The sequence below is a fragment of the Pseudomonas sp. 2995-3 genome (assembly GCF_002742565.1).
Lineage (GTDB): Bacteria > Pseudomonadota > Gammaproteobacteria > Pseudomonadales > Pseudomonadaceae > Aquipseudomonas > Aquipseudomonas edaphica.
The window spans coordinates 1-376 of record NZ_LJSB01000198.1; the positions used below are offsets into that span (position 1 = coordinate 1).

General features: G+C 38.3%; 1 protein-coding gene. It reads left to right on the forward strand.

Annotation, left to right across the window (positions count from 1 at the left end; all coding sequences use genetic code 11):
• Positions 1 to 43: 43 nt before the first annotated feature.
• Positions 44 to 376 (forward strand): hypothetical protein (locus AOA62_RS17910; RefSeq protein WP_218244143.1); only part of this gene is annotated, 333 nt, incomplete at its 3' end.

The window sequence follows — 376 nt, forward strand, 5'->3', positions numbered from 1 at the left end:
ATATAAATCAGAAGAGGTAACGATTTAGATGGAGGTGTCCCTTGTGATTGAAAGGGTATGTCGAATATTAGAATACAATAAGATGAAGGGTCAATTAATTCAGCATGCTAGTAGTTCCTTAGGTAAGCAACGGGTGGAAGAATTAACTCCATTATTTGACCTTGAGACAATAGAGCATGAGCAGAACAGTACTTATGAGGGAGCTAAAGTACTAAGGTTAAGGGGACAAGCCCCTTTAGGCGGGATACGTGATATTAGGACTTCTGTGAAACGTGCAAAAATTGGTGGTGGATTAAATGAACAAGAATTATTGGACATTGCATCTACCATTTATGGAAGTCGTAGATTTAAAAGTTTTGTCCAAGGGATGCTAGAA